General features: G+C 64.3%; 24 protein-coding genes, 2 tRNA genes and 1 pseudogene. 8 read left to right on the top strand and 19 right to left on the bottom strand.

Features of this window, described 5'->3' with window-relative positions; genetic code table 11:
• Positions 1-724: 724 nt before the first annotated feature.
• From N551_RS0110290 to N551_RS0110265, 6 genes are read left to right on the top strand one after another with little or no spacing between them, the layout of a single operon-like run.
• Positions 725-1432 carry a c-type cytochrome gene (locus tag N551_RS0110290; RefSeq protein WP_027566915.1) on the top strand — a complete coding sequence of 236 codons (708 nt, stop codon included), beginning with the start codon at positions 725-727 and terminating at the stop codon, positions 1430-1432.
• 11 nt (positions 1433-1443) lie between these two features.
• Entirely contained in the window at positions 1444-2703 is a 1260-nt protein-coding gene (locus N551_RS0110285; RefSeq protein WP_371180057.1) for a cytochrome c, read from the top strand.
• Between the two features lie 7 nt (positions 2704-2710).
• Positions 2711-2887: a hypothetical protein gene (locus tag N551_RS38705; RefSeq protein WP_027566913.1), complete on the top strand. Its 177-nt coding sequence runs from the start codon at positions 2711-2713 to the stop codon at positions 2885-2887.
• A complete protein-coding gene (locus tag N551_RS0110275) occupies positions 2884-3459 on the top strand; it encodes a cytochrome c oxidase subunit II (protein WP_027566912.1) in 576 nt (191 codons plus the stop codon). The genes N551_RS38705 and N551_RS0110275 overlap by 4 nt, the downstream gene beginning before the upstream one ends.
• The gene (locus tag N551_RS0110270; RefSeq protein WP_027566911.1) at positions 3446-5068 is read left to right on the top strand and encodes a b(o/a)3-type cytochrome-c oxidase subunit 1; all 1623 of its coding nucleotides are present in this window, start codon (positions 3446-3448) and stop codon (positions 5066-5068) included. Before N551_RS0110275 ends, N551_RS0110270 begins: the two co-directional genes overlap by 14 nt.
• Complete coding sequence (locus N551_RS0110265; RefSeq protein ID WP_027566910.1) at positions 5068-5883, top strand: c-type cytochrome; 816 nt, start codon at positions 5068-5070, stop codon at positions 5881-5883. The genes N551_RS0110270 and N551_RS0110265 overlap by 1 nt, the downstream gene beginning before the upstream one ends.
• 142 nt (positions 5884-6025) lie before the next feature.
• On the opposite strand, the gene N551_RS0110260 is transcribed toward N551_RS0110265, so the two are convergent.
• Together N551_RS0110260 and lipA are read right to left on the bottom strand one after the other, a co-directional pair.
• Entirely contained in the window at positions 6026-6496 is a 471-nt protein-coding gene (locus N551_RS0110260; RefSeq protein WP_007591145.1) for a type II toxin-antitoxin system RatA family toxin, read from the bottom strand.
• A gap of 6 nt (positions 6497-6502) precedes the next feature.
• The gene (gene lipA / locus N551_RS0110255) at positions 6503-7459 is read right to left on the bottom strand and encodes a lipoyl synthase (protein WP_027566909.1); all 957 of its coding nucleotides are present in this window, start codon (positions 7457-7459) and stop codon (positions 6503-6505) included.
• 130 nt (positions 7460-7589) lie between these two features.
• On the opposite strand from lipA, the gene N551_RS0110250 reads away from it, so the two are divergent.
• The gene (locus tag N551_RS0110250; protein WP_027566908.1) at positions 7590-8192 is read left to right on the top strand and encodes a DNA-3-methyladenine glycosylase; all 603 of its coding nucleotides are present in this window, start codon (positions 7590-7592) and stop codon (positions 8190-8192) included.
• A gap of 2 nt (positions 8193-8194) precedes the next feature.
• Here N551_RS0110250 and N551_RS0110245 read toward each other — a convergent pair whose 3' ends face one another.
• From N551_RS0110245 to N551_RS0110185, 13 genes are all read right to left on the bottom strand, one after another.
• Positions 8195-11071: a valine--tRNA ligase gene (locus N551_RS0110245; RefSeq protein ID WP_027566907.1), complete on the bottom strand. Its 2877-nt coding sequence runs from the start codon at positions 11069-11071 to the stop codon at positions 8195-8197.
• Positions 11072-11212: 141 nt separating this feature from the next.
• The gene (locus N551_RS0110240) at positions 11213-11986 is read right to left on the bottom strand and encodes a PopZ family protein (protein WP_027566906.1); all 774 of its coding nucleotides are present in this window, start codon (positions 11984-11986) and stop codon (positions 11213-11215) included.
• A 305-nt stretch (positions 11987-12291) separates the two neighbouring features.
• The gene (locus N551_RS0110235; protein WP_027566905.1) at positions 12292-13683 is read right to left on the bottom strand and encodes a TolC family outer membrane protein; all 1392 of its coding nucleotides are present in this window, start codon (positions 13681-13683) and stop codon (positions 12292-12294) included.
• Between the two features lie 214 nt (positions 13684-13897).
• Complete coding sequence (locus tag N551_RS0110230; RefSeq protein WP_027566904.1) at positions 13898-14560, bottom strand: protein-L-isoaspartate O-methyltransferase; 663 nt, start codon at positions 14558-14560, stop codon at positions 13898-13900.
• Positions 14561-14698: 138 nt separating this feature from the next.
• Complete coding sequence (locus N551_RS0110225) at positions 14699-14878, bottom strand: hypothetical protein (RefSeq protein WP_007591158.1); 180 nt, start codon at positions 14876-14878, stop codon at positions 14699-14701.
• A gap of 176 nt (positions 14879-15054) precedes the next feature.
• A tRNA-Asn gene (locus N551_RS0110220) sits at positions 15055-15129 on the bottom strand.
• 134 nt (positions 15130-15263) lie between these two features.
• Positions 15264-15632 carry a hypothetical protein gene (locus N551_RS0110215; RefSeq protein ID WP_007591185.1) on the bottom strand — a complete coding sequence of 123 codons (369 nt, stop codon included), beginning with the start codon at positions 15630-15632 and terminating at the stop codon, positions 15264-15266.
• Positions 15633-16007: 375 nt separating this feature from the next.
• A complete protein-coding gene (locus N551_RS0110210; RefSeq protein WP_027566903.1) occupies positions 16008-16391 on the bottom strand; it encodes a RidA family protein in 384 nt (127 codons plus the stop codon).
• 42 nt (positions 16392-16433) lie between these two features.
• Positions 16434-18767 (bottom strand): acetamidase/formamidase family protein, encoded by a 2334-nt coding sequence (locus N551_RS0110205; protein WP_027566902.1) that lies wholly within the window; start codon positions 18765-18767, stop codon positions 16434-16436.
• A gap of 134 nt (positions 18768-18901) precedes the next feature.
• Positions 18902-20143 (bottom strand): acetamidase/formamidase family protein, encoded by a 1242-nt coding sequence (locus N551_RS0110200; RefSeq protein ID WP_027566901.1) that lies wholly within the window; start codon positions 20141-20143, stop codon positions 18902-18904.
• A 49-nt stretch (positions 20144-20192) separates the two neighbouring features.
• Positions 20193-21815 carry an amino acid ABC transporter permease/ATP-binding protein gene (locus N551_RS0110195; protein ID WP_027566900.1) on the bottom strand — a complete coding sequence of 541 codons (1623 nt, stop codon included), beginning with the start codon at positions 21813-21815 and terminating at the stop codon, positions 20193-20195.
• Positions 21815-22732, bottom strand: coding sequence for an ABC transporter substrate-binding protein (locus tag N551_RS0110190; RefSeq protein WP_027566899.1), 918 nt, complete (start codon positions 22730-22732; stop codon positions 21815-21817). The genes N551_RS0110195 and N551_RS0110190 overlap by 1 nt, the downstream gene beginning before the upstream one ends.
• 430 nt (positions 22733-23162) lie before the next feature.
• The gene (locus N551_RS0110185; RefSeq protein ID WP_027566898.1) at positions 23163-23426 is read right to left on the bottom strand and encodes a hypothetical protein; all 264 of its coding nucleotides are present in this window, start codon (positions 23424-23426) and stop codon (positions 23163-23165) included.
• A gap of 253 nt (positions 23427-23679) precedes the next feature.
• Here N551_RS0110185 and N551_RS0110180 point away from each other — a divergent pair, with 253 nt between their 5' ends.
• The gene (locus N551_RS0110180; RefSeq protein WP_027566897.1) at positions 23680-23874 is read left to right on the top strand and encodes a hypothetical protein; all 195 of its coding nucleotides are present in this window, start codon (positions 23680-23682) and stop codon (positions 23872-23874) included.
• Between the two features lie 86 nt (positions 23875-23960).
• Here N551_RS0110180 and N551_RS38700 read toward each other — a convergent pair whose 3' ends face one another.
• From N551_RS38700 to N551_RS0110160, 4 genes and pseudogenes are all read right to left on the bottom strand, one after another.
• The gene (locus tag N551_RS38700; RefSeq protein WP_197031124.1) at positions 23961-24107 is read right to left on the bottom strand and encodes a hypothetical protein; all 147 of its coding nucleotides are present in this window, start codon (positions 24105-24107) and stop codon (positions 23961-23963) included.
• Positions 24108-24295: 188 nt separating this feature from the next.
• A tRNA-Cys gene (locus N551_RS0110170) sits at positions 24296-24369 on the bottom strand.
• A gap of 57 nt (positions 24370-24426) precedes the next feature.
• Positions 24427-25023 (bottom strand): annotated as a pseudogene (locus N551_RS0110165) (ABC transporter ATP-binding protein); the annotation flags it as partial.
• A 166-nt stretch (positions 25024-25189) separates the two neighbouring features.
• The gene (locus tag N551_RS0110160) at positions 25190-25906 is read right to left on the bottom strand and encodes an ABC transporter permease (protein WP_027566895.1); all 717 of its coding nucleotides are present in this window, start codon (positions 25904-25906) and stop codon (positions 25190-25192) included.
• Between the last annotated feature and the right edge of the window lie 116 nt (positions 25907-26022).

Below are 26022 nucleotides of genomic sequence, written 5' to 3'. Positions count from 1 at the left end.
GGGTCAATCCGCTAGCGCAAAGATATTCCACTTTACCGAAATTCGGCTTTGGCGTATTCATCCCGCACCTCATCCCTGTCAGAGGGGCGTATCGCGATCGTCACGAACGCGGGGTGAGCTGCGGTGGACGCTAGTCACATCGGCGCGAAGGGCTTCGCAGGGCGGGAAACCGTGAGCGAGGGTGTCGCGCAAACGACCGATGCTGACAGCGTACGGCAAAACCGTGTCGTCCTGACGCCCGGGGTCTGTGCGTCAAGTCTTGTGGTGATGTGGGCGGCCCGACCGGGCACGCGCATCAGCCATCCGCAAGGCGACGGGGGCAATAGTGCATCCCCGGGGAGAGCTCGGCATAAGCCGTCAAACCACTGCGCAGGGAAGGCCGTGTGTTGGGCTTCACCTGTATGCCGCTGTGCAGCCTCTTGTAGCGCAACCTTCGCACAGTGGACCGTGGGTGCCAGCCGGCACCCGGCCTTCCCTGCGCCCTCTGACAGAGGGCGTACGCACACGCCGACTCGGGCAGGAACTGTCGCGAGGTCGCCGCGTTATGTCCAGTTTTCAAAAAGCACGCAAACATTGTCGAATCCGATCGGGATCGCAGATATCGACCGCGGCCAAACGTCATGGCTTCTGTCTGAACTTGGCGTGGGAAAATTATTGGCGCAATAATGATCCGCTACGTTGCGGCCGGGAATCAACCCGGTCCTGTTTTCTGGAGGGCGACGGCGTGTTCGCTCGCTTCACTGCTCCGGCAATCGCCATTGCCATCCTGAGCGCCTTTGATGGTGCGGCCGCACAAACCGCTAACCAGCCGCCGGATACGATGGCGGCGCGGGTGGAGGCCTGCACGGCCTGTCATGGCAACAAGGGCGAAGGCACCCGCGACGTCTACTTCCCGCGTCTCGCAGGCAAGCCGGCCGGTTATCTCTACAACCAGCTTCTCGCTTTCCGTAGCGGCCGGCGCAAATACCCACCGATGAACTATCTGCTGGAATTCCTGCCCGATCCCTACCTGGAGGCGATGGCGGAATATTTTGCCAGCGAGCACCCGCCGCTCCCACCGCCGGCGCCGAGCGAAGTCAGCAAGGACGTTCTCGCGCACGGTGAGCTGCTCGCCACCAGCGGCGATGCCGGCCGCAACATTCCGGCTTGCGTGAGCTGTCATGGCCCTGGACTGACGGGTATGCAGCCCGGCATCCCCGGCCTGCTCGGCTTGCGCGCCAATTACATCAGCGCCCAGCTCGGCGGCTGGCGTTATGGCACTCGCACCGCGAAATCCCCTGATTGCATGCAGCTCGTCGCCGGTCACTTGACCGAGGCGGACGTCACCGCCATCGCAGCCTGGCTTGCGACGCGGCCTGCCCCCGCGAACCCAGCCCCCGTGCCGAAAGGCACCTATGCGCTGCCATTCGGCTGCGGTAGCCAGCCCAACTGACGAGGCGGATGATGGGCTTCAAATTGTCGATCAAGCTCCTGTCCATCAAGTTGCTCGCCATCGCCGCGTTCACCACGGCAGCAGCCGCGCAGGACAAAGACAAGACCGGCGACATCATCGCGCGCGGGGAATATCTGGCCCGTGCCGGCGACTGCACTGCCTGCCACACCGCGCCGGAAGGACGTCTGTTTGCCGGCGGCCGTGCCATGCCGACACCGTTCGGCACGCTGTACACCTCCAACATCACCCCCGATCCGGAGACAGGCATTGGCAAGTGGAGTGCCGACGACTTCTACAAGACCATGCACAGCGGCCGCTTTCCCGACGGCGGGCTGATCTACCCGGCGATGCCGTTTGCGTCCTACACCAAGGTCACGCGCGCCGACAGCGACGCCATCTTCGCCTATCTGCGCTCGATTGCGCCGGTGAACCAGAAGAACAAGCCGCACGAATTGCGTTTCCCTTACGACAACCGCCAGCTCATCCTCGGCTGGCGCACGCTGTTCTTCAGCGAGGGCGAGTTCAAGCCGGATCCGAAAAAATCGGCGGAATGGAATCGCGGCGCCTATCTGGTCGAGGGCCTCGGCCATTGTGGCATGTGCCATTCGCCGATCAACGCGCTCGGCGGCACCTCGCAATCGGACGCGTTCAAAGGCGGCCTGATCCCGATGCAGAACTGGTACGCGCCCTCGCTGACGTCGAACCATGAGGCCGGGCTCGGTGACTGGAGCATCAAAGACATCACGGATCTGCTCCAGACCGGCGTTTCCATGCGCGGCGTGGTTTACGGCCCGATGGCCGAGGTCGTGCACAACAGTCTGCAATATCTCGATGACGCGGACACCAGGGCGATGGCGGTCTACCTCAAGGGCATCGCGGAGCCCTCGCCTCCGCCGGCCGCGAGCTCGGCGCTGCCGACCAGCGAGAGCAGCCTTCTGATCAGCCTCGGCAAGACCGTCTACGACAAGAACTGCGCGAGCTGTCATGGCACCCAGGGCGAGGGCAAGCCGCCGCACTGGCCGCCGCTCGCCAACAACCAGTCCATCGAGATGCAGTCGGCGGTCAACCCGATCCGCATGGTGCTCAATGGCGGCTATCCGCCGGGCACCAAGGGCAATCCGATGCCCTACGGCATGCCGCCCTTCGCCGGCCTCCTCTCCGACAACGAGGTCGCCGCCGTCGTCTCCTACATCCGCACCGCCTGGGGCAATCGCGGCACGCCGGTCTCGGCGCGCGAGGCCAACGAGCTGCGCTCGGCACCGCTGAACTGAGGGCCCCATGTTCAATTCCGACCCGCCAACCAGCCCAGCCGTCGCCGACCAGGCCATCGAGGAAGTCGTGGCGCAGGGCCCATCCGGCGCGATAGTGGTCGCCGGCATCGCCACGGCCTGCGTGGTCGCGATGTGGTTCGCCTTCTATCTGTTCGTGTTCCTGCCGCGCGGCTCGCTGCAATGAGGGTCGAGGGAGCCCACAGCAACGGTAGCGCCAGCGCCGAGGTCGCAGCCCGCGTCGAGCGGCGCTGGGCCACCATCGCCGTGATCATCGTCGTGATGATGGCGCTGCTGGCGGCATTCGCCGGTATCCATCGCGCGACCATGCCGCAGCCGCGCGTCGAAACCACCGATCCCTCGCGGCTGCATCTGAGCGGTGAATTCGTCGAAAGCAATCTCGGCAGCGTGCTGGAGGCCAACGGCAATGTCACCGTGCGCGCGATTGGCCAGCAATATTCCTTCACGCCGGCCTGCATCGTGGTGCCCGTCGACACGCCGATCACGCTGCGCGCCACCAGCGCCGATGTCGTCCACGGCATCCTGATCCAGGGCACCAACGTCAACACCATGCTGGTGCCGGGCTACATCTCCGAGCAGCTCATGCGCTTTACGAAGAGCGGCGACTATCTGATGCCCTGCCAGGAGTTTTGCTCCTTCGGCCACGAGGGCATGTGGGGCAAGGTCAAAGTGATCGACAAGACGGACTTCGCGAACCGCGCGAAGGGTGGCGGGAGGCTGAGCTGTGTTGGTCAATAGAAAGCTCATCCTCGCCCATTTCTGGCTGGCCTTCGCCGTGTTCGGCATCGCGCTCACGCTCGGCGCCTGGCAGATGTTCATCCGCAGCCCGATCGGCACTTGGCTGTCCAATCCCGAACTCTATTACCGCTCGCTGACCGCGCACGGCACGGTGATGGGCTATGTCTTCCCGACGCTGGTCGCGATGGGCTTTGGCTATGCCATTAGCGAGTCCGCGCTGGAGCAGCGGCTGGTCGGTGTGCGCTGGGCTTGGGCGGGATTCTGGCTGATTGTGGTCGGCGCGATCATGGCGATGGTCCCGGTCGGGCTCGGCCGCGCTTCGGTGCTCTACACGTTCTACCCGCCGCTGATCGGCAACGTGTTCTACTATCTTGGCGTCGTGCTGGTCGTGGTCGGCTCCTGGATCTGGGTCGCGCTGATGTCGATCAATCTGCGCGTCTGGCGCAAGGCCCATCCCGGCGCGCCGGTGCCGCTGGCGATGTTCGCCAATGTCGCGGGCTCGTATCTGTGGGCCTGGACTGCGGTCGGTGCCGCGCTCGAGCTGCTGCTGCAGATCATTCCGGTCGCGGCGGGGCTGAAGGCCACCATCGACGCCGGCCTTGCGCGCGTGTTCTTCTCCTGGACGCTGCACGCCATCGTCTATTTCTGGCTGATGCCGACCTACATCGCCTATTACACCATCGTGCCGCGTGCGATCGGCGGCCGCGTCTATTCCGACAGCATGGCGCGGATTTCCTTCATCCTGTTCCTGGTGGTGGCGATGCCGATCGGCATGCACCACACCTTCGCGGATCCGCAGGTCGGCGCCGGCTTCAAGTTCATCCATTCGGCTTTCACGGCGCTGGTCGCGCTGCCGACGCTGCTGACCGTGTTCACGATCTGCGCCTCCGTCGAGATCGCGGCGCGCCTGCGCGGCGGCCGCGGCATGTTCGGCTGGATCAGGGCCCTGCCCTGGGACAATCCGATGATGCTGGCCCTCGCCTTTTCATTCGTCATGCTCGGCTTCGGTGGCGCCGGCGGCCTCATCAACATGAGCTATCAGCTCGATGCGTCGATCCACAACACGCAGTGGATCACCGGCCATTTCCACCTGATCTTCGGCGGCGCCATCGTGATCATGTATTTTGCGATCGCCTATGATCTGTGGCCGCATCTGACCGGGCGCCAGCTGATCGACGTCCGCCTGATCCGCAGCCAGCTCGGGCTGTGGTTCATCGGCATGATCGTCACGACCTTTCCCTGGCACTGGGTCGGCATTCTCGGCATGCCGCGCCGCATGGCCTATTTCGACTTCGGAGACCCCGCGATCGCGCCGCAGGCCCTCTCGGTCACCCTCTCGGCCATCGGCGGCTTCATCCTGCTGGTGTCGGGCATCATGTTCATCGTTATCCTTGCTCGCGGCATGCGCGCGCCGCAGGTCGACGCCGGCCCCTATCGCTTCGCGCTGGCGGTGCACCAGCCCACAACGGTCCCCGTCGCGCTCAACACTCATGCGCTGTGGGTGGCGCTGATGATCGCGCTCACCCTCACCAACTACGGCTATCCGATCCTGAATCTGGCGTTGACCGAGGGCACCTCTGTGCCAGCCGTTTATGTGGGAGCGCAGTGATGAGCACGCGCGACCTCTTCACCTTCACCAATCGTCATTTCAAGGCGAGTGTGATCATCACCGCCGCGATCCTGATCGTCACGGCGATTGCGGGCTTCCTCGTGCTGCCCTTCGCACAGCCCTGGGTTCAGTTCGCCGACGTCTGGGACGCGATCTGCAGCGCTGCCGGTGTGCCGCAACGCGCAGCGAGCGTGACTACGCCGGAGCAGACCAGGCGCCTCTCGGGGGTCGTGCTGACGTCGAACACGCTGGCACGCCCGAACCAGGAGGCGATCGGACGCGGCGCCACGCTGGCGCAGCGTTGCGCGATCTGTCATGGCCCGACCGGTGTCAGCCGCGCGGACTCGCCCAATCTCGCCGGCCAGTACGCGGCCGTGATCTACAAGGAGCTGCATGATTTCCGCACCGGCGCGCGCGCCAACGCCGTGATGTCGCCGTTCGCCGTGAATTTGACGGACCAGGAGATCGCAGATCTCTCGAACTATTACGCTTACCTGCCGCGGCTGCCGGCCTATCACCCGACGCCGCAACTGCCGAAGCCAAGCATCGTGATCTACGGCGCACCGATGCGCGGCATCGCGCCCTGCGGCGCCTGCCACGGTAGCCTCGACAACAAAACCGGCAGCCCGTGGCTCGAAGGCCAGTCCGAGGCCTACATGAAGGCGCAGCTGCAGGCCTTTGCCTCCGGCGAGCGCCGCAATGACATCAGCCAGCAGATGCGCAACATCGCGCGGGCGATGACCCCGCAGGAAATCGAGCAGGCCGCGGCGTATTATGCCTCGCAGCCGCCGGATGTCGTGAAGGCGGTGGATTGAAATTTTTGGCACGCCTGCCTCCCCCATTGTCATTGCGAGCGCAGCGAAGCAATCCAGAGTCTCTCTGCGGAGGGATTCTGGATTGCTTCGTCGCAAGGGCTCCTCGCAATGACGGAGGAGAGAGCGTGCCCGTCCGCAACCACTACGACGACGCCAGCTTCCGCCGTCCGTAGATCGCATCCGCCCGCTTCTCGAACGCGATGGAAAATCGCGCGAACGCGGCGTCGAACATCGAGCCCATCAGGAGCGCCAGCATGCGGCTCTTGAACTCGTAGGCAAGGAAGAAACCGACGTCGCAGACGCTCTCGCCTTTGGGCTCGAACGTCCAGCGGTTTTCCAGATTGCTGAAGGGACCTTGCAGATATTCGACCAGGATCTTCAAATTGGCGCGGTCGAGCGTCACGCGGCTGGTGAAGGATTCCCTGACCAGCTTGAACGACACCGTCATGTCTGCGACCAGCACCTCGGTGCCGTCGGGTTTCGCCATGCGCTGACGGACCTTCAGCGCGCTGCACAGCGGCACGAATTCCGGGTAGCGCTCGACGTCGGCCACCAGATCAAACATCTCGGACGCGCTGTGATCGACACGGCGCTTGCTCGAAAAATTGGGCATGGCGATTCAGCGGGTGCTTGCTGCCCGCGCGGCCTTCAGTTTCGCAAAATCCTCGCCGGCATGATGCGACGAACGGGTGAGCGGACTCGCCGAGACCATCAGGAAGCCCTTGGTGTAGGCGACCTTCTCGTAGGACGAAAACTCGTCCGGCGGCACGTAGCGCATCACGGCGTGATGCTTGCGGGTCGGCTGGAGATATTGCCCGATGGTCAGGAAATCGACGTCGGCGGAACGCAGATCGTCCATCACCTGCTGCACCTCGTGGCGCTCTTCCCCGAGGCCGACCATGATGCCGGACTTGGTGAAGATGGTGGGATCGAGCTCCTTGACCCGCTGCAGCAGCCGGATCGAATGGAAATAGCGCGCGCCCGGCCGCACCGTGAGATAGCACGACGGCACGGTCTCGAGATTGTGGTTGAACACGTCGGGCTTCGCGGCGACGACGACCTCCAGCGCCCCCTCCTTGCGCAGGAAGTCGGGCGTCAGGATCTCGATCGTGGTCGAGGGGCACGCGGCGCGGATCGCGCGGATGGTCTGGGCGAAATGCTCGGCGCCGCCGTCAGTGAGATCGTCGCGGTCGACGGAGGTGATGACGACATGGGCAAGTCCGAGCTTGGCCACGGCCTCGCCGACGTTGTGCGGCTCGGCCGCGTCGAGCGCGTTCGGCATGCCGGTCTTGACGTTGCAGAACGCACAGGCGCGGGTGCAGGTGTCGCCCATGATCATGAAGGTCGCGTGCTTCTTGTCCCAGCACTCGCCGATATTCGGGCAGCCCGCCTCCTCGCACACCGTATGCAGGCCGTTGGCGCGCACGATTTTGCGGGTGTCGGCATAGCCGCGGGTATTGGGGGCGCGTACGCGGATCCAGTCCGGCTTCGGCGGCGAAGCGGAATCGGGCCGATTCACCTTTTCGGGGTGACGTGGGCGCAACGGGTTCGAGATGGTATCGACAATAACGACCATGGGGTGTCCGGTCTGACCAAGTCCTACCTAGTCGGTCTGGCCGGGCATCGCAACCCGGCTCGCCCCGCTTCAGGGAACATGGCAGATATGGGCAATATCCTGCTCTGTTCTCTGGCGATTCTCACCTCGAATGGCTCCAGTCTCGAAACCTTCCACACCCCGGCTCGGCAAAGCCCTGAAGCGTGCCTTTTTCGCGCGCAGCGTCCACGAGGTCGCGCCCGACTTGATCGGCGCGACCATGCTTGTCGACGGCGTCGGCGGGATCATCGTCGAGGTCGAGGCCTATCATCATACCGAGCCGGCGGCGCACTCCTACAATGGCCCCACGCCGCGGAGCCAGGTGATGTTCGGGCCGCCCGGCTTTGCCTATGTCTACCGCTCCTACGGCATCCATTGGTGCGTGAACTTCGTCTGCGAGGAAGAAGGCTCGGCGAGCGCCGTGCTGATCCGCGCGCTGGAGCCGACCCACGGCATCGCCGCGATGCGTCGGCGGCGCCATCTCCAGGATTTGCACGCGTTGTGCTCGGGCCCGGGCAAGCTGACCGAAGCGCTCGGCATCACCATCGCGCACAATGCCTTGCCGCTGGACCGCCCGCCGATCGCGCTGCATGCGCGGACGGAGGATCTGGAGGTCGTGGCCGGAATCCGGATCGGCATCACCAAGGCCGTCGAGCTGCCCTGGCGCTATGGCGTCAGGGGCTCGAAATTCCTCAGCAAGCCGTTTCCGAAATAAGCCTACGAGGCCTGCTTCAGCCGCTCCAGCGCCTCGAGGAGCTTGGCCTTGCGGGCGAGCGCAGCCTCACGCTTTTCGCGCTCCTCCTCGACGACCTCCTCGGCCGCGTTGGCGACGAATTTCTCGTTCGCCAGCTTGGACTCCGCGCGCTTAATGTCGGAATCGGCCTTCCCGATCTCCTTGTCGAGACGCGTGCGCTCGGCGGCGACGTCGATCACGCCCTTCAGTGGCAGCGCAGCCACCTCGCCGCGCACCAGGAGCTGGACCGCGCCGTCGGGCGCACGGTCGGCGAAGGAGATGTCCGACAGCCGCGCCATGCGCTTGATGACGTCGCTCCAGCGCGGCGCGCGCTCCTTCGTCTCGGACGATGCGCCTGCGACCACCAGCGCCGTCAGGGTCGCCGGCGGAATGTTCATCTCGGCGCGCACCGAACGGATCTGCGTGACGAGGTCGATCACCCAGCCGATCTCGGCCTCGGCCGCGGGATCGGTGAAGTCGGCATGGTCGAAGATCGGCAGCACCCAAACCGGTGAGACGAGCGCGTCGGTCGGCCCCGTCGTCGCTGCGAGCATCGCAAGCTGCTCCGGCGTCGGCCCGGCCGGCTTCAGCGGCCACGGTGCCAGCGCGAGCAGACCGTCGCGCTTGGCCGTCACCTCCCACAGCTCCTCGGTGATGAAGGGCATGAAGGGGTGCAGCAGTTTCAGGATCTCGTCGCGCGCCCATGCCACCATGGCGCGGGTTTCCGCCTTGGCAGGGCTGTCGGGACCGAGCAGCACGGGTTTTGCGAGCTCGAGATACCAGTCGCAATAGACGTTCCAGACGAAGCGGTAGATGCTGCCGGCGGCGTCGTTGAAGCGGTAGGCCTCGATCGCCTCGGTCACCTCGCGCGTGGTGTGCGCGCTCTCATGCGCGATCCAGCGGTTCAGCGTCTCCTTCGCCTTCGCCGGCTCGAAGCCCTCGGGCACGGCGCAATGGTTCATCTCCGCGAAGCGCGACGCATTCCAGAGCTTGGTCGCGAAATTGCGATAGCCCTCGACACGGCTGGTAGCGAGCTTGATGTCGCGCCCCTGCGCGGCCATCGCGGCAAGCGTGAAGCGCAGCGCGTCCGCGCCATATTGGTCGATCAGGCTGAGCGGATCGATGACGTTGCCCTTCGACTTCGACATCTTGGCGCCCTTCTCGTCGCGGACGAGGGCGTGGATGTAGATCGTCGAGAACGGCACCTCCTTCATGAAGTGAAGCCCCATCATCATCATGCGGGCGACCCAGAAGAAGATGATGTCGAAGCCGGTCACCAGCGCATTGGTCGGGTAGTAGCGCTGCACTTCCGGCGCGTCCGCGGGCCAGCCGAGGGTCGAGAACGGCCACAGCGCCGAGGAGAACCAGGTGTCGAGCACGTCCTCGTCGCGCGTGATGAAGCCGTCACGCTTGTTGCGGTCGAGCGCCATCTCGCGGCCCTGCTCGACCGTGATGACCTCCTGCTCGACGTAATAGCCGAGGGCGTGGCTGACGGCCTCCTCCTCGGTCTCGGCGACGAACACCTTGCCGTCGGGACCGTACCAGGCTGGAATCTGGTGGCCCCACCAGAGCTGGCGCGAGATGCACCAGGGCTGGATGTTCTCCATCCACTCGAAATAGGTTTTTTCCCAATTCTTCGGCACGAAGGTGGTTTCGCCCGAACGCACGGCGGCCATCGCCGGCTTCGCCAGCGTCTTGGCGTCGACATACCATTGGTCGGTAAGATAGGGCTCGATCACCGTGCCGGAGCGGTCGCCATGCGGCACCATGTGGGTATGGGGCTCGATCCGCTCGACGAAGCCGAACGATTCCAGCCGCTCGACGATGCGCTTGCGCGCTGCAAAGCGATCGAGCTTGTTGAACTCCTCGGCGAACTGCGCGGCACCTGCCGGCAGGTCGCGCAGATAATCTTCGTTGTCGAGGAGATCGAGGCAACCCTCCTTGTCGATGACGCTGATCCGGGCGAGGCCATGGCGATTGCCGACCTCGAAGTCGTTGAAGTCGTGCGCCGGTGTCACCTTGACCGCGCCCGAGCCCTTCTCCGGATCGGAATAATCGTCGGCGACGATCTGGATCTTGCGGCCGACCAGCGGCAGAATCACGTTCTTGCCGACCAGCTTCTGATAGCGCTCGTCATCGGGATGCACGGCGACGCCGGTATCGCCGAGCATGGTCTCCGGGCGCGTGGTGGCAACGACGATGAAGCTCGAGGGATCCTCGGGGCTGAAAGTCTTGCCCTCGATCGGATAGCGCAGGTACCAGAGGCTGCCCTTGACCTCGGTCTGCTGCACTTCGAGATCGGAGATCGCGGTGAGCAGCTTGGTGTCCCAGTTCACCAGCCGCTTGTCCTTGTAGATCAGGCCGTCGCGGTGCAGCTCGACGAAGACCTTGACCACGGCCTTGGACAGGCCCTCGTCCATGGTGAAGCGTTCGCGCGACCAGTCGCAGGAGGCGCCGAGCCGCTTGAGCTGGTTGATGATGGTGTCGCCGCTCTCGGCCTTCCACTGCCAGACCCGTTCCAGAAACTTCTCGCGACCCATCTCGCGACGGCTGGGCTGCTGGCGCTCCATCAGCTGCCGCTCCACCACCATCTGGGTGGCGATGCCGGCATGGTCGGTGCCGGGCTGCCACAGCACGTCGCGGCCGCGCATGCGCTCGAACCGGCACAGGATGTCCTGGAGCGTGTTGTTGAGGGCGTGGCCCATGTGTAGCGAGCCCGTCACGTTCGGCGGCGGGATCACGATGGTAAAGGGCACTGCGTCGCGGCGGTCCGGGCGGCCGGCCTTGAAGGCAAGGCTGTCCTCCCACACGACGGACATGCGGGCTTCTATATCGGCGGGCTGGTAATTTTTCTCGATCATGGCGCTGTTAGAAAGCCGCGCACGGGGTCCAAGTCAACGGACAAGTCAACGGAAAGCCAGGCGGCAACAGGGCTTTCCGGTCCGGTCAGGGGACGAAATATATCGCACAAGCAGGGCTTTATGAGGGCTCTGCGGCCCGATCTACCTGCCGCCGCGCGATACCCGCTCGATTTCCGCCTTCACGATGCGTTCAACGAGGCCCGGCAAATTGTCGTCCAGCCAGGATTTCAGCATCGGACGCAGCATCTCCTTGACCAGATCCTCCAGCGTTCGCGCATTGCTGCTGAGCACCGTGTGGGCCAGGGAATTGAAGGCGGATTCGACCGCGGAGACCGTCGATTGCGCCAGGATCGGCTGTTGGGGCGGCAGTGGCGGCGCATCGAAGTCCACCGGCGCATAGGATGCCGGCGTCGGACGCGGCGACGGCGATTCGGCGAATTCGAGATCGTCGCGCGGCTCGACCTTGCGGAAGCTCGGCGGCGGCGGAGACGGCGTTGGCTCCATCGCCAGCGCCATATCGTCGGTCAATTCCAGCACGTCGGGCTCAGGTTCGGGCTCCGGCTCGGGAGCACGGATTTCCGGCGCAGCGGTGGCCGTGTCGAGGCCCGCTAGCAGTGCGTCGATATCGTCCTGATTGTTGGATGCATCCGCCTCGGGTGCCGGGGCTGGCGGCGCTGCCGGCTTTGCAGCCGGAGCCGGTGCGGGCTTCTCGGCGGCCGCTTTGGGCGGCGCGACCTTGGATGGCGGAATATCGTTGATCGCCTGCGGCTTCGGTGGCGCGGCGGGGGCGGCAGCTTTCTCGGGCTTGGCAGCATCCGCCGGCGGCGGCTTGGCCTCATCGTCGGCAATGATGCGCCGGATCGAGGCCAGAATCTCCTCCATCGAGGGTTCTGTGACCTTTGCAGGCTGCGTCATCTCCGACTCCACATCATCAACGCCCTCGCATGCGTTGTTTTACACCAAGCACGACAGGATTGGCCGGTTCCGGATGGGTGGCCCGACATTTTCGTCACGGCAGCCCGACTTGTCCCCAGATGACGGCTCAACGTGCAGCGGTGCGCCCCTGCCCTCGGCACTCATGCTTTACGCACACGGCATCGGATGCAGAGCGAATCGGCCCGCATCTTCTTGGCAAGGCTATGTCAGGGATTTTGCTGATTGCAAGCAAAGCACCGGTCGGCTTCGACTATTCGCGAGGCCGACCGGACGATTACGGGACTCTAGCGTCCGTCAGGCGTGCGCACGCCGGCCCAGCTGTCGCGAACCTGTTGGTAGTGAACGCTGGGATCGTAGACCGTGGTGTTGAGGCCGAGGACTTGCGGCGCGAGACGGCCGACCGCATTGAGCACCGAATAGGACGCCACCACGCGGTCATGCTGGGCAGTGACGAGCGCAACGCGTGCGTTCACCAGCGCCTGCTGCGCGTTGAGCACGTCCAGCGTGGTACGCTGGCCGGCCTTGGCTTCTTCGCGCACGCCGTTCAGCGCGATCTCGGAAGCCGTGACCTGCGCCTGCGCAGATTGTACCTGCGCCTTGCCGGCTTCCAACTGCCCCCAGGCCTGCACGACGTTGGCACGGGTCTGGTCGCGGGTGGTTTCGAGATTCAGGCGCTGCTGCGCCAGGTTCTCTTTCGATTGGCGGATGAGCGCATATTCAGCGCCGCCCTGATAGATCGGCACGGAGGCGGTCGCGATGGCGGAAGCGGTCGTCGTTCGGAAGACCGTAAGGGTCTGCTGGTACGACTGGGTGATGCCGGCCTGAACCGTGAGGGTCGGCAGCAGCGCGCCTTCGTTGATCTTGACCTGAAGATAATTGACATCGATGCCGAACATCGAGGCCGTGACGTTGGGGTTCTCCACCAGGCTGAGACCGACGGCGGAGGCGAGCGTCCCGGGCAGGAAACGATCGACGGGCGAGCCCGGCGCAAGGTTCGTCGGCTCATTGCCGATGATGCGGCGGAAATTCGCGCGCGTCGTCGTGAGATTCGATTCGGCAGTCAGTGCCTGGGTCCTGCCGGCCGCGAGCTGCGCTTCGGATTGCGCCACGTCCGTGCGCGTCACTTCGCCGACATTGAAGCGATCGCGGGTCTGCTTGAGCGTCTGTTCGAGCACGCGCACGTTGCTGCGCTGAACTTCGAGGGTGGCGGAGTCACGAAGATAATCCATGTAGCTGGTGGCAGCCTGCAACAGGACCGTCTGCTCGAGCACGCGCAACGCCTCGCGGGATCCCGAGACCTGGCTCTCCGCCGCGCGCGTCCTGTTGGCGGTCTGATTGCCGTTGTAGAGCGTCTGGTTGATGGTCAGGCTGGCGCTATTGGGCTGAAGGGGCGGGTCGCTATGGATCGGCAGACCCTTCTGCTGCTGCTGAATGTCCTGATATTGATAGCCGGTGCTGAGGTTGACTCCGACCTTGGGGCGATAGCCCGACAGCGCCTGTGGCACGTTTTCGTCAGTCGAGCGCACCTGGGCGCGCTGCGCGTTAAGCTGCGGATTGTTCTGATAGGCGCGCACCAGCGCAGCCTCGATTGTATCCGCCAAGGCAGGCGTCGGCGCGACAAGCGCCAGCAGCAGGACCGAAACCGCTGCTCCGGTGAAGAGCTTCACCCCATGCATCCAAAAATTCCGTTCATTCTAACGCCCGGCTCGTGCCCGCGAGCTGGGTTACCGTCTACGAGTGGAGTCGTTGCCCCGTCGCAACATAGGACGCGGTCAAGCGCGACGGAACTACCTGAGGGTGGTTCTCAGTGGAAACTCTTCACGTGCAGCATCCCGGCCACACTTCTGATTCAGAACGGGATTTTAACGGGCTAAAGCCGCTATCGGGCCGTCAGAATACGAAGGCGGCGGCCCGTTCCAGCCCGGGAAGGACCGGGGCCGCGGCATCGAACAGCGCCCGATGGCCGAATTCGCCGTGGGTATGGGTCACGATCATGGCGCGCGGCGGCCTGGATTCGGCCGAAACCCCCAACAGACGCCCACCCTCCTTGAGCTGCCCGAGCAGCCCTGCCGGCGTCACCTCGGTGGCGCCATTGAGGACGATCACATCATAGGGACCACCAGCAGTATCACCCTCGGTGCAGGCCGCGGCCTTGCAGGCCACGTTGGCAAGCCCGAGGGCGGCGAAGGCGTCATTGGCCTTCTTGGCCAGCGCCGAATCGCATTCCGTCGCGGTGACCTGGCGTGCGAGCTTGGCGGTCAACGCAGCGAGATAACCGGTGGCGCAGCCGACGACCAGCACGTTGTCGTCCTCGCCGATCTCGGCGGCCTGGAGCAGCTTGCCCGTCAGCTGCGGCTTGATCAGGAACCGCTTGGCGCCGCCCTCGCTGACGTCGAGATCGATGTCGAGATACGCCAATGCCTGCCGGCTGGCCGGCACGAAGGCCTCGCGCGGAACCGTGAGCATGGCGTCGAGAACACGACGGTCGGTGACGTCACTGGTGCGCACCTGGCCATCGACCATTTTTAGGCGCGCCGTCGAGAAAACGGACATTTGCGGACCCTGCAAGGCGGACGATGCCGCGGACGAAAGTTGGCGGCATCTTTGGAGCAGGCCCTGCAAAAACGCAACATGGCTTTGGCCCAGCGAACCGGGCCTTTCCGCAACTCGCAACGTCCAGGGTGAGCCGGCCTATTCGATCGTGACGGCGAGGCGGCCGATCAATGCGGCGACTTCATCCAGCCGTGCCGAATCGTGGGTCTCGACCGCGCGCGCCAGACAGGCGAGGCATTCGTCGTCGCTGAGTTCGGGGATGTCCGCCGGCAGAATGGAGGGAGCCAGCGGGGAACGGTCGACCTGGATGTCTCGCATGGGAATCAGCTCCGTAAAGGACCGGCGCCTGGAAGCTTGATTTCAATTGAGTCGTTTTGGCGTCACCCCGGTGGATGCAGGCTCGCCACGGTACACATCTAATTGAGAATTTGCCGCAACGAGATCGCACGCCAGATCAGAGTCTTGACGCAAGCCATTGAAGATGAAGCGGAATTTGGCTCCCCGGGCTGGATTCGAACCAGCGACCATCCGATTAACAGTCGGATGCTCTACCGCTGAGCTACCGAGGAAAAGGGCGAACCCGTCGTTCGCGCGCGGCTGCGTATAACAAAGCCGCTTGCGCTTGCAAAGGACGAATTCGCCATCTCGCACATTGCGGCGAGGAAGGGCGCTTGGCCCCTCCTCCGCCTGGCCTCAGGTCAAGTTACTCGGCGACGAACGAAGTGGTCTTGGTGCCGGAATCGTAGCGCAGCCGAAGCGCGGTGAACTTGCAGAGGTTGACGTTCTTCCAGAGCACGGTCTCGTCATAGTTCTGCCAGTCGACGCGGACGTTCCAGACGCATCCTTCGTCGTCATCATCGAACTCGACATAAGTGCTCGCCTGGTTCTGCAAAACCTTGTCCAGCTCGTTGTCCCATTCGTCCATGCCGTCATCCGGGGCGTTGAAGCCCAGGAATTTGATCGCATAGCCGGTCTCGTTGACGACAGTGACGTTGCGCGCGTCAGCCGCGAAAGACGGCGCGGCGGCAATCGATAGACCGATCGCAATCAGTGCAGATAGAAAATACTTCATATGAAATTCCCCCGATCGAAACGGGCTTTCGGTGCCTGACGTCGATCGGCGCAGGCGCCGCGGCAACCAATGGCGTTGCCTCGAAGGATTCGTCGGAGGCGCAATCGAAAGGTTCAAGACGCGATCGATCCGCCTCCGGCGCGTTGCACGACGCGAGACGCGCAACGAGCTAATTCTTACCGATTCGAATTCTCCGCAGCAATGAACCGGCATTCATAGATCGGCGCGGCTTGCAGTCTCCGGCGCGGGCGCCACATGCTGACGGGCAACGCAAGGTCTTGTAGCCCGGATGGAGCTAAGCGTAATCCGGGGCCCTGTATCCGCGGAACGAATTCCGGATTGCGCTTCGCTCCATCCGGGCTACGGGCTGTCGCCTCACGGCCGGCGGCAGACCAGGTCAATCTCGATCAGCGCGTCGTAGGCAAGCCCGGTGACACCGACGCAGGTGCGGGCCGGCAGGCGGTCGGGCGGAAAGAACCCGCGATAAGTCTCGTTCATTGCGGTGTAGTCTTCCTTGAAACGTGTGAGATAAATGCGTGTCATCACGACGTGTTCGAGACCGAGATCGACGCCCGCCAATACAACCTTCAAATTCTCCATCACCGCCCTCGTCTGCGCGACGATGCCGTCGGGTAACACGCCCGGTGTTTGCGGCGTGTCCGGCATCTGGCCGGTGACGAAGACAAAACCGTCGGTCTCCACCGCGTGGCTGAAGGGCGCGACCGGCTTCGGTCCGCCGCTGATCATGTGGAATTTCACTGGGGTTCCTTGTTACGGCGCTTCTTTCAAGGGAAGGCTTGTCTAGGGGAAGGTTTGAAACAGGCGCTTGCTGATGATCGCGTGCACGCCCCAATTGCCGTCGACCACCTGCGTGACGCCGAAGTCGACGGCGGCCGACATCAGCGCGATCGCCTCGTCCTCGCTGAGGCCCTTCACGTTCATCAGGAAGCGCCGCATCTTGCGGAACGCATCTTTCATGGCGAGGTCGAGCGAGGATTTTGCGTAGACCTCGCTCTGGCCCTGAGCGCCGAACTCGGCGAGGTAGTTGGGATGGCTGAATCCGGTCAGGACCCAGTCGGTCTCGGTCTCGATCAGGGGATAAGAGAGATCGGCGAAGGGCTGGCCGGCGAGATCGGCCTTCTTGTGCAGGATCACCTCGAACGTTCCGGTCATCGAGCATTCGATCGCGGTGCCGCTCAATTCGCCGTCGCCTTGCGTGGCATGGGGATCGCCGACTGACAGCAATGCGCCGGGGACGGACACCGGAAGATAGACGGTCGCCCCCTTCCCCAGGCGCCAATTGTCGAGATTGCCGCCGAAATAGGACGGCGGCACGGAGTCGATGAAATCCACCTCGCGCGGCGCCACCGCGATCACACCGAAATGGGGGCGCAAGGGAATGCGGACGCCGTCGAGCACGGCGTGGCGGCGCTTCACCGTGCCGGGCAGGACCGGAACGCCGGGATAGTCGTAGGTGGCGTGCACCACGCCAAACGGGTCGGTCTGCGGCTCCCAGCGGTAGGAATACAGCGCCCGGGCATGTGGCGCATCGGCGTCGTCGAAGATTTCGTAGATCGTCACGACCTCGCGCGGCCTCGGCCCTGAAAGAAATTCGTCGTAATGATAGCCCCACCAGGCCGCGACCGAGGAGCCGAACACGCGTCCTGAATGTTTCGGATGACGACTTGCGCGCGGTACGATGTCAAGGATCCGCACTTCCAGCACGTCGCCGGGCTGGGCGTCCTTCACCGACACGGGCCCCGTGCAGATGTGCACGCCAAAGCCTTCGCCCGCGCCGCGCCCGAATATGCTGGCATCCATCGGACCCGCGCCGCGGCGATCCACGTTCTTCCTCGCCTTGGTCCAGCCGAATACGTCTTCGGCGGCGGCATCGCCCGCGATCATCAGCTCAGGATCGTCGGAGGCGTGCTGCGTCAGGGTTTCGATGGTGATGGTATCGCCCGAGGCGATCTCGAGCTGCGGCTGTAACGAGCGACTGAAATATCCCCAATGAACACGGTCGGCTTCGACCAGAAGATGATGATGCTTGCGCTCGGCCGTCCTCGGCTCATCGATGTCGGTACGGGCGAGATTGCCGCGCGCCTCGGCACTCGCCTGGTGCACGCGAAGCTGCGCCAGCGCATCCTGCGGCCAGCCGCGCTGACCGGTTATCCCATGCTGCGTCGTCGCCCGCTCCGCCTCCTGTTGGCGAAACTCACGCGGCGGCAGCCCGAAGCGATGGCGGAAGGCGCGGCTGAAATGCGCGGAATCGCCGAAGCCATAGGCGTAGGCGATCTCCGAGATCGAACGATGCGCCTCGGACGGATTGGACAAATCGGCCCAGGCGCGCTGCAGCCGCCGCTCGCGCACGTAGTGAGTAAAGTTGTCGCCGACCGTCTCGAACAGCTTTTGCAGATAGCGCTCGGAGATTCCTTCGGCCTGCGCGACGCGCGCGGGCACCAGTTCGGGATCGTCGAGGCGGCGTTCGATGCTCTGGCAGATCCGGTGCAGGAGTGCCGACTGCGTCGCGCTCGATCCGGCGTCGGACGTCGAAGCCGCCAATTGATGGGCGAGTGTCAGCAGGAGATCGACGAGCGACTGCGTGACCGCATTCCATTCGGCATCGCTCAGGGTGTCGAGCGTGCGCGCGGTCGCGTCCATCAAGCGCGCGAAGACGTCGGCAAAGCCGCTGGGCGGAACGACCCTGGGTTCGCCGAGCCGCGGCCTACCCGAGAGGCGGCCGTGCAGCGCGTCCGACGTCACCGACAGCACGATGGCGCGCATGTCGCGCTGGAACACGATACTCCAGTCCCCGCTCCGCGGCAGCAGCACGAGATGGCCCACCGGAACAATGCGATGGCCGCCGGCACTGTTGAGCACCATGCCGTCTTCGACCGGCATCAGCGCAATCGGCAGGTCTTCGTTGGCCTGCGAACGCGGACCAATGGTCTGGGCGCCGGCCGCCATGCGCGTCAGCGCAACGCCTGCGGCGTGACGATGTGACGCCGTTGCGTGCCCATCCAGGAAGGAATGGCCTGCCGCCGGCTGCAGGCCGACCGCGGCGAGCACGTCCCGCCAGGCTTCGGGCCGGTCGTCTTGCGCGTAGGACTCGCTCGTGAAGGGACGGAAGCTCATCGGATCGACCCAGATTGCAGTGGATCGAAGCAACCTCTGTGCCAGACGCAATTGGTCATCCGTCGCAGCGACGGGCCGCAAATGACGGTCTTTGGTCACGTCCTCGTCCCGGAAACGGATTACCTCTCAAAGCATTAGTCACATCGGAAAATGTTCTTGCGGATCGTGCCGTGAACGCCCCAATTGGCGTCGACCACCTGGGTGACGCCGAAATCGGCGCCGACCGATAGCAGCGAAATCGCCTCGTCCTCGCTGAGGCCGTGCACGGTCATCAGGAAACGGCGCAGTTTTCTGAACGCGTCGCGCATCGCACGGTCGAGACTCGAGTGATTGGCAATCTCGGTTTGTGCGTCGACGCCGAGCGCGGCGAGGTAGTTCGGATAGGTGAAGCCGTAGAATGACCAGGCCTGATCAGTTTCCAGCATCGGATGGTCGAGACCTTCGAGGCTGGTGCCGGCGAGATCGGCTTTCTTGTGCAGAACGAACTCGAAATCGCCGGTCAGCGAGGTCTCGATCGCAGTGCCGCCAAGCTCGCTGTCACCTTGCGCGGCGTGCGGATCGCCGACCGAGAAATAGCCGCCGGGCACCGCGACCGGATAGAACATCCGCGCGCCCTTGCCGATGCGCCAGTCGTCGATGTTGCCGCCGGTATAGCTCGGCGGGATCGAGCTGACGAAATCGGCCTCCGATGGTGCGAGCCCCATGGTGCCGAAATGCAGCCGTGCCGGCACCTTGACGCTCGCGAGGATGTTCTCCCGCTTCTTGATGGTGGCGTGATCGACGCGCACGCCGGGATAATCGATGGTGGGATGCACGATGCCGTCAGGATCGGTCTGCGGCGTCCAGACGTAGTTGTAGACCGCCTTGGCGCAGGGCTCGCCGGAGGTGTCGAGCTCGAAGATGGTGACGACCTCGCGCGGCTTCGGCTCCTCGATCAGATCGTGATAGTGAAACCCCCAATTCGCGGCGACGTTGGAGCCGAAGCAGCGCCCGGCATGACAGCCGCTGCAGCTCGGCCGTGGCCTGATATCGAGGATGCGCACTTCGAGGATATCGCCGGGCTCGGCGCCATCGATCGCGACGGGACCGGTGAGGAGATGCACGCCGATCCCCTCGCCTGCGCCACGAATGAATGGGCCTTCGACAGGACCCGAGCCGCGCCGCGCGACTGCCTTGTGCTCGCGCGTCCACTGGAACACGCTCTCGGCGCCGGGATCGCCCTGGATCATGCGCTCGTAATCGTCGTTGGCGTGGTGGGTCAGCGTCTCGATAGTGGCGCGATCGCCCGAGCGCAGCGTCAGGGCCGGCGCGACCTTCTTGGAGAAATAGCCCCAGTGGACGGTTTTCGGTGAAACCGGCAGCGTGAAATGCTTCATGAGATGGCCTCTTCTGGAAACGCGGTCTTGAACGTTGCGGGTGCGGCTCTCATCGCACCGCCTCCGGAGTCTTGTCGGATTCCATCACGCTGAGGAAACGCGCAGTCAGCGGATTGCGGGGGCTGGAGAGAACCTCATGCGCGGGCCCCTCCTCGATGATCGTGCCGCCGTTCAGGAAAGCGACACGGTCGGCGACCTCGTCCGCGAAGCGGATCTGGTGCGTCGAGATGATCATGGTGAGGCCATCATCGATGGCGAGCCGCCGGATCACCTCCAGGACCTCGCTGACGAGCTCGGGATCGAGCGCCGAGGTCGGCTCGTCCAGGAGCAGCACGCTGGGGTTCGGTGCGAGCGCTCGGGCGATCGCGACGCGCTGCTGCTGACCGCCGGAGAGATGCCGCGGCAGCGCGTCGGCGCGGTGCGACAGCCCGACCCGGTCGAGCAGCTCGGCGGCGCGGCGATCGGCATCGATGCGGGTCATGCCGTGCACCCAGCGCAAGGGACCGGCAATGTTCTCCTTCGCCGAGAGATGGGCGAACAGGTTGAATTGCTGGAACACCATCCCGACGCCCACGCTTGCCCGCTCATTGGCGATCGCGCGGGGCGGCAGCAGCTTGCCGTTGTCGTCGAAACCGAGACGGCGTCCCCCGACGCGCACCGTGCCCCCGTCCCAGCTTTCGAGATGATTGATGCAGCGGAGCAGCGTGCTCTTGCCGGAGCCGCTGGGCCCGAGCAGTGCGACGACCTCGCCGACGCGCACCGTAAAATCGAGGCCGCCAAGCACCTTTTGCCCGCCGTAGCTCTTGGTGAGGTCCCTGGTCTCGACCGCGATGTTGTTTCGAGAGATCGTTGCCGCACGCCGGGTGCGCTCCTCGCGGGTCAGCGCCCGCGGCGGCGTGTCGGTGAGCTCTGCCTGTGCGGACACCGGGACGTCGACGGTCGCCGCGGCAAGTTCGAGCTTGGTGGCGAGATCGACGCGGCGCCACGGCAGATAATCGGCGAGCTTGCGCTGGCGACCTTTGGCGCGGTCGAGATCGAGCAGCCATTCGACAAAAAGCTGGATGATGCTGATGGCAAAGGTCAGCACGAGATACAGCAAGCCCGAGGCGAAGAAGATCGAGAAGAAGTCGAAGGTCGAGGACGCAAGCTGGGTCGAGCGCAAGGTCAGCTCCTGGACCGCGACCACGGAGGCGAGCGACGAATTCTTCAGCGCACTCACGGCCTCGTTGCCGAAGGCCGGGATCATGGTGCGGATCGCCTGGGGCGCGATCACCCGCCACATCAGGATCCGCGGCGTCATGCCGAGCGCCTGGCCGGCCGTCACCTGCCCGCGATCGACGCCGAGCACGCCGGCACGCAGCATCTCGGCGATGAACGGCGCCTCGTTGCAGGCCAGCGCAAGGCCGGCGGCCAGCACCGCCGGCAGTTTGATGCCGATATGCGGCAACGCGTCGTAGGCGAACACCATTTGCAGGATCAGCGGCGTGCCGCGGAAGATCACAGTGTAGGCCCTGGCGATCGCCGCCAGCAGCCAGAAGCGGGAGAGCTGCATGCCGGCGAGGATCAATCCGAGGATCAATCCTCCGCCGAGCCCGAGGGCAGTCACCTCGAGGGTGAGCTCAATGCCCTCGAGCAGATACGGCATGCTCAGGTAATGGAGGAACAGCGACATCAGTCGGCCGTCAGAATGTCAGGCTCCTTGAAGTTGTTCACGTCGAGCCCATGCTTCTTCAGAAGCTCCATATGCGTTCCGGCCTTCTGGACCTCGATCAGGGCTGCGAGCACGGCGTCGCGGAATTTCGGCTTATCCTTCGGAACGGCGATGCCGACGGAATACGGGATCGTCACCGCGGTCGCCTTCTCCAGCTTGTCCGGATAGGCCTTGACCGCGCTGTCGACGGTGTTGACGTCGTTGACATAGGTGTCGGCACGACCGGCGAGGATCGCCTGGATGCAGTTGGCGTTGTTGTCGTAGAGCTGGACGGTCGGCTCGGACTTGCCGGCCTTCTTGCACTCGGGCATCAGTGCCTGGATCAGGGGCACCTCGACATAACCGGTGTTTTCTGCGGCAGCGGCGCCGCACATCGACATGTTGATGCCGTTGATGCCCTTCGGATTGCCCTTGGCCACCAGCACGCCGTCGAACACTTTCGAATAGGTGATGAAGTCGGCGGCCTTGGCGCGCTCCTTGGTGGCGTAGATATCGGAAATGACGATGTCGGCTTGTCCCGCGGCCAGCGTGGTCAGGAGCGCCGCGAACGTCACCGGCTTGTAGGTCAGCTTGAAGCCGAGGCATTCACCGATGGCTTCGCCGAGATCGATGTCGAAGCCGATATATTTGCTCGGATCCTTCGGGTCGATGGTCTCATAGCCCGGCGTGTGCGGGTTGATGGCGTTGACGAGGGTCTTGCCCTTCCAGTCCGGATATTTGTCCTGGAGCGCGGCGCAGGCCGCAGGCGCCGCAGCCTGCGCGCTCAGGGGCGCGGCTGCCAGCGCGCCGAAAGTGACCGCGGCGCCGACCGCGGCCTTGCGCCAAGACAGCGATGCACGCGCGTTCCCCCGCGCCTGGGGCAATACCGGTCTCTCCATCTCCAGCTCCTTCGAATTGTCATGGCAATGGCCATGTTCCAGATCTCGGAAGCGAGCCTAGGAGGAGAGCGGACTGGAAAGCTTGTCCGCGGGCGTACAAAAAATTGGATGGAGGGAGCCCGCCATTTGGGCAGGCGGCTGCACAAAAACTGTTCGTGAATGCGGACGCCGCAGCGCGCAATTCCGAATTCGGGGAAACCACATGACCGTGCGTGACGCCGCGATCTGCACGATCAGGGAATCATGCGGCGAGGTCATTTGACAGAGATATGACAATCGAAGGACGCATCTGCGGGCGGCTCCGAAGCACATCACCGCTGTTCCACAGCCTGTCCGCAGCATACCCACAGGTATATCCACAGGCCGACTATGCCGGATTCGCGAGCCCACGTGAGCCACTTGCTGCGCACAAGCCCACAGGGCCGGTATGTCAGCCGCCGGCCTGATCGAACACGGTGCGGCAAGCCTCACTCAAGCTTGGCCTGTTGCGGCGCAGGCAGGCCGTGATGGCGCGAACATTGGGGATTTCGCGGGCGCAGAGCCGGTAGACGTCGGGGGTACAGGCCCGGCGCTGCTCGGGCGTTCCCTGCTGCGCATGGGCGGCGGAGGCAAACAGCGTCAGGAACAGCCCGACCGTCGAGGCGCGACGCGCCCGGCTTTTCACACCCGCAAACCGCAAGAACCTCGCCTTCATGACCAGTCTCCCGTTCTGCCCTGCCCGCCGGCCTGTGTTGGCCGGTGTGCGAACGGGTAGGAGAAATAAACAGCCGAAGATGTGACCTCCTTCACACTGCGGGCATCCGGCAGGAACCTAAGTTTCCCAACGGGATTTCATCAATCGCTAACCAATCGGGAACAGATTCGCCGATCGTTAAAATGCGAACGATCGGCTCAATCGGGAAACAAGCCGGCTTTGCGACATTGCGCCATCCGGTCCGGAGGGTGTGATGAGCGAAGCCGAATTCAACTTGCTGCTGGATGCCGTCCAGGACGCCATAGTCCATGACGATCTGGCGGTCGTGCCGGGGGAGGATTTCGTGCCGCGCTCGTGGACCTATTACGCGAAGCCCAAAGCCGCCAATGACAACGAGGGCGCATGGCCCCTGCTGCCGTTTCCCGACGGCTGGTACGCGGCCTGCTAAGGCCAATTTCACCGTGAGCCGATGCGCCCGCGCTCTGCGGGCGTTTTGCTATGGGCCCTACGCCGCGAGATTCGGCATGCCCGCGATCAGGTCTTGACGCGCTCTCCGCCGTCCTGCGGCGCCTGGTCGGGTGCGGCCGGCGGAAAGATGCTGTCATAGATCGCGCGGGCCTCGCGAATGAGGCGAGCCCGCTCCAGCTCGCATTTCGGGACAAATCGGACGATTTCGCTCACGTGCTCTCCAGCGCTCGATCGTTGGGATGCATCACTTCGCAGATGCGAAGACTATGCCAGCAGGCTGAATGACGGGTTTCCACCGGGCCCCGGGCAAACCCGGTGTGCGCGGCCAGCATGCATCGCTCGCGCGGGCCCATAGCAGGCGCGACACGATCGAATATTGCTGAGATATCAGGAGGTTGTGATGGAGGCCACGTCGGGACTCGAACCCGAGTAAACGGTTTTGCAGACCGGCGCGTAACCACTCCGCCACGTGGCCCCAACGAGGGCGGAGCAATATAGGGGATCACGGGTTTAGGCAACCCCGACCGGGCAGCTACGCCTTCGCGCCGCCGAGATATTGGCCGAGAATCTCATCGGTTGCGCCGGCCGCCACGATCCGCCCCTCCTCCAGCAGGATCGCGCGGTTGCAGGTGCTCTTGATCAGCGCGACGTCGTGCGAGGCGAGCACCAGAATGCCGGCGCGCACGACGATCTCGTCGAGCCTCTGCCGCGCCTTCTTGCGGAACTGCTGGTCGCCGACGCCGATCCATTCGTCGAGCAACACGATCTCGCCCTCGACGGCGGTTGCGACCGCAAAGATCAGGCGCAGCATCATGCCGCTGGAATAGGTGCGCAGCGGCAGGTCGAGCCGGTCGCCGAGCTCGGTGAATTCGGCGATCTCCGCGCGCCGGGCATCGATCTCGGAGCGCCGTGCGCCGATCACGAGCCCGCGCCGCATGATGTTCTCGTAGCCGGTCGCTTCCTCGTCGAATCCGGCCGAGAGATCGAACAGCGGCTGGCAGCGGCCCAGCACGTCCACGCTGCCGGACGTCGGATGGTAGATGCCGGCGAGCACCCGAAGCAGCGTGGTCTTGCCGGCGCCATTGGCGCCGATGATGGCGACGCGGTCGCCGGCACGGATATCGAGGCTGACGTCGTTCAACGCCGAGACGATGTGCGGGACCGCTGTGTTCCGCCGCAGCGTCACGGCGCTGACGAACCGGCTGCGCAGCGAGCGGTCGCGGAACGACAGCACCGGAAACCTCACCGAGACGTTGCGAAGCGCGATATGAGCTGCGGGGGTCATATCTCGCGCCTCACAGCCAATACGCCACGCGATGGCGGTATTTCGCGTAGCAGCCGAGGCCGATGACGGCCACGACGGCCGCATAGATGATCCCGAGCAGCCACTGCTCCGCATCGGTCGGCTGCGACAGCAGCGGCCTGCGGACCAGATCGAGCAGCGTTGCAAACGGATTGGCGCGGATCAGCCAATAAAACGCGGTGCCGCGCACGGTGTCCTCGGTCCAGATGATCGGCGTCAGGAAGAATACGAATTGCAGGCCGCTGACGATCGCCGAGCCGATGTCACGAAACCGCGCGCAGAGCATGCCGAGCGCAACCGAGCCGCCGAGCAGCACGACGAGCAGGATCGCAATGCCCGGCACCGCGAGCAGCATGCTCGCATGCAGCGGCCACGGCATCACGAGATAGAGCAGGACGACGATCACCAGATGATGCGCAAAGATGAGGACGTTGCGCGCCATCATCTGGAGCACATGCACGATCAGCGGCGCCGGCACGGCCTTGATCAAATGGCCTGAAGCCACGAAGATGTTGGAACCTTCCTGCAGCGTCGTCGCGATCAGCGTCCAGACAATCAGGCCGACAGCGAAGGTCGGCAGAAAGCTCGCGATGTCCTGCCTGAACAGTGCCGCATAGACCGTGCCGACGCTGGCAATGGTCGCAGCGAGCGTCAGCGTAATCCAGAGCGGGCCGATCACAGTGCGCCGGTAGCGCAGCGAAATGTCCATCAGGGCAAGCGTGCCCCAACGATCGAACCGCGCCGCCTGGGCAAGGATCTCCTTGGCTGCAAGCTGAATGCGACGGCCCTTTCCGCTTCCGGCGTTCCGATGGTGCGACAGGATAG

The organism is Bradyrhizobium sp. URHA0013 (assembly GCF_000518345.1).
Lineage (GTDB): Bacteria > Pseudomonadota > Alphaproteobacteria > Rhizobiales > Xanthobacteraceae > Bradyrhizobium.
The sequence above is the reverse complement of the archived record's forward strand: the minus strand, read 5'-3'. Positions and strand labels throughout refer to the sequence as shown.

Excerpts from the sequence above, each read along its gene's own strand:
- N551_RS0110260 (WP_007591145.1), bottom strand. The coding sequence starts at position 6,496 with ATGCCCAATTTTTCGAGCAAGCGCCGTGTCGATCACAGCGCGTCCGAG.
- lipA (WP_027566909.1), bottom strand. The coding sequence starts at position 7,459 with ATGGTCGTTATTGTCGATACCATCTCGAACCCGTTGCGCCCACGTCAC.
- N551_RS0110215 (WP_007591185.1), bottom strand. The coding sequence starts at position 15,632 with ATGAAGTATTTTCTATCTGCACTGATTGCGATCGGTCTATCGATTGCC.
- N551_RS38705 (WP_027566913.1), top strand. The coding sequence starts at position 2,711 with ATGTTCAATTCCGACCCGCCAACCAGCCCAGCCGTCGCCGACCAGGCC.
- N551_RS0110240 (WP_027566906.1), bottom strand. The coding sequence starts at position 11,986 with ATGACGCAGCCTGCAAAGGTCACAGAACCCTCGATGGAGGAGATTCTG.
- N551_RS0110265 (WP_027566910.1), top strand. The coding sequence starts at position 5,068 with ATGAGCACGCGCGACCTCTTCACCTTCACCAATCGTCATTTCAAGGCG.
- N551_RS0110200 (WP_027566901.1), bottom strand. The coding sequence starts at position 20,143 with ATGAAGCATTTCACGCTGCCGGTTTCACCGAAAACCGTCCACTGGGGC.
- N551_RS0110245 (WP_027566907.1), bottom strand. The coding sequence starts at position 11,071 with ATGATCGAGAAAAATTACCAGCCCGCCGATATAGAAGCCCGCATGTCC.
- N551_RS0110190 (WP_027566899.1), bottom strand. The coding sequence starts at position 22,732 with ATGGAGAGACCGGTATTGCCCCAGGCGCGGGGGAACGCGCGTGCATCG.
- N551_RS0110180 (WP_027566897.1), top strand. The coding sequence starts at position 23,680 with ATGAGCGAAGCCGAATTCAACTTGCTGCTGGATGCCGTCCAGGACGCC.
- N551_RS0110195 (WP_027566900.1), bottom strand. The coding sequence starts at position 21,815 with ATGTCGCTGTTCCTCCATTACCTGAGCATGCCGTATCTGCTCGAGGGC.
- N551_RS0110275 (WP_027566912.1), top strand. The coding sequence starts at position 2,884 with ATGAGGGTCGAGGGAGCCCACAGCAACGGTAGCGCCAGCGCCGAGGTC.
- N551_RS0110185 (WP_027566898.1), bottom strand. The coding sequence starts at position 23,426 with ATGAAGGCGAGGTTCTTGCGGTTTGCGGGTGTGAAAAGCCGGGCGCGT.
- N551_RS0110160 (WP_027566895.1), bottom strand. The coding sequence starts at position 25,906 with ATGGACATTTCGCTGCGCTACCGGCGCACTGTGATCGGCCCGCTCTGG.
- N551_RS0110235 (WP_027566905.1), bottom strand. The coding sequence starts at position 13,683 with ATGCATGGGGTGAAGCTCTTCACCGGAGCAGCGGTTTCGGTCCTGCTG.
- N551_RS0110285 (WP_371180057.1), top strand. The coding sequence starts at position 1,444 with ATGGGCTTCAAATTGTCGATCAAGCTCCTGTCCATCAAGTTGCTCGCC.
- N551_RS0110250 (WP_027566908.1), top strand. The coding sequence starts at position 7,590 with ATGGCTCCAGTCTCGAAACCTTCCACACCCCGGCTCGGCAAAGCCCTG.
- N551_RS0110205 (WP_027566902.1), bottom strand. The coding sequence starts at position 18,767 with ATGAGCTTCCGTCCCTTCACGAGCGAGTCCTACGCGCAAGACGACCGG.
- N551_RS0110230 (WP_027566904.1), bottom strand. The coding sequence starts at position 14,560 with ATGTCCGTTTTCTCGACGGCGCGCCTAAAAATGGTCGATGGCCAGGTG.
- N551_RS0110225 (WP_007591158.1), bottom strand. The coding sequence starts at position 14,878 with ATGCGAGACATCCAGGTCGACCGTTCCCCGCTGGCTCCCTCCATTCTG.